The sequence below is a fragment of the Pseudoalteromonas sp. SR45-5 genome (assembly GCF_014163565.1).
Lineage (GTDB): Bacteria > Pseudomonadota > Gammaproteobacteria > Enterobacterales > Alteromonadaceae > Pseudoalteromonas > Pseudoalteromonas distincta.
On sequence record NZ_JACJDN010000863.1, the window covers coordinates 1 to 1,305 of the forward strand.

A 1,305-nucleotide genomic window follows, 5' to 3' on the forward strand; every position below is an offset into this window, starting at 1 on the left:
GGTATTGCTGCGATTACAGCTAAACCAAGAGTTGATTTTTTCATGAAAGAACCCTACTTGTTGGAAATTTACCTTTATTGGTAATGCTCACTTTTTATTAGAATAGTGAGTCAGGTGGGCAACTTAGGCGCCTTTAACTGAACGAAAACTTAATGACAGCTCAATTTATATCAAGAAATAAAATGGAATAACCATAGTAGGTACATAGGTTACATTATGTTTCAGTGTTAATTAATAAATACACTTTAAAAACAATACCTTAAAAAGACAAGGAAACATTAGAAACACACCTGAAACCAAAGTGATTCACTTTGTAATCAAATGTAATTAACTGAGCTGCGTACCAAAAACAGACAAATTAACAACTTAATCACAGCACATTATTAAAACCGCAAAACTAAATGTTAATTAATAACCATATTTATGCATACTTGATGCTTAAATAGTCTTATTTAGCCTCTTTGGAAGGTTTTTTGATTAGATTTTTTTATTCAGTCGTAATTAAAGTTGAACTTTTTGAGAGCACTTATTCACTATTGAAGTTTTGTCAGTATTAAAACCTAAAAAGGCAATTTTATTGATCTTGTCACTCAAATAATCGTATGTATAAGAAAACGAACTCACATCAAAAATGTAAGCTGTATACAAGAGTTTGTAGTCGCAACTTTAATACGTTACGTAAAAAGAGTAATTGAGTGTTTGTATTACAGAGGTGGCATTATCTTTAACGGTTAGTTCTAAATTCCAAAGCATATTTTGCTCTGAACAAATACCAACCATAGTATTACTTTGCCAAAGATCATTATGTTTTTTAAATTTTTGGGGAATGTAACCCATGTACATAGTGATGCCTTTAAGCTTGGCATCTTCAATTGTAACGTTTGCAGGTAAGTCACTAAAGATAGTAAATGGGGTTTCGGGGGAAAGGGTTTTCTCGCTTAACCATACTTTAACATCATTTGAAAAAGTACAAGGCAAATTGGCTTCGCACTGGGCATTTTTAAGAAATTTTTCATCTGTATTTTTAGAAAAATCACACGCTGTTAATAAAAAAAACACCACAGTGAATAAACTTAACCTATATATAAGCATAACAATTTCGCACTAAAGAAAAGCAAATACTAATAATCGTGACTGTAAATAACAAGTGCGAGTGTTACTATTAGGCCAAATTAGGCACAAACTGTATCAAAAAATAAACAACAAGCTCACAAAGTTTGATTGATGTCATAATTTTATGTAATTGACCTATCTTTTTTAGGCCAAAAAATTTATCATTTCACCCGCAAAAAATAAGGGTTTCTC

General features: G+C 31.0%; 1 protein-coding gene. It reads right to left on the reverse strand.

Features of this window, described 5'->3' with window-relative positions:
- Positions 1 to 666: 666 nt before the first annotated feature.
- Positions 667 to 1,092 carry a hypothetical protein gene (locus tag H5072_RS19670; RefSeq protein WP_039490088.1) on the reverse strand — a complete coding sequence of 142 codons (426 nt, stop codon included), beginning with the start codon at positions 1,090 to 1,092 and terminating at the stop codon, positions 667 to 669.
- Between the last annotated feature and the right edge of the window lie 213 nt (positions 1,093 to 1,305).

Excerpts from the sequence above, each read along its gene's own strand:
- H5072_RS19670 (WP_039490088.1), bottom strand. The coding sequence starts at position 1,092 with ATGCTTATATATAGGTTAAGTTTATTCACTGTGGTGTTTTTTTTATTA.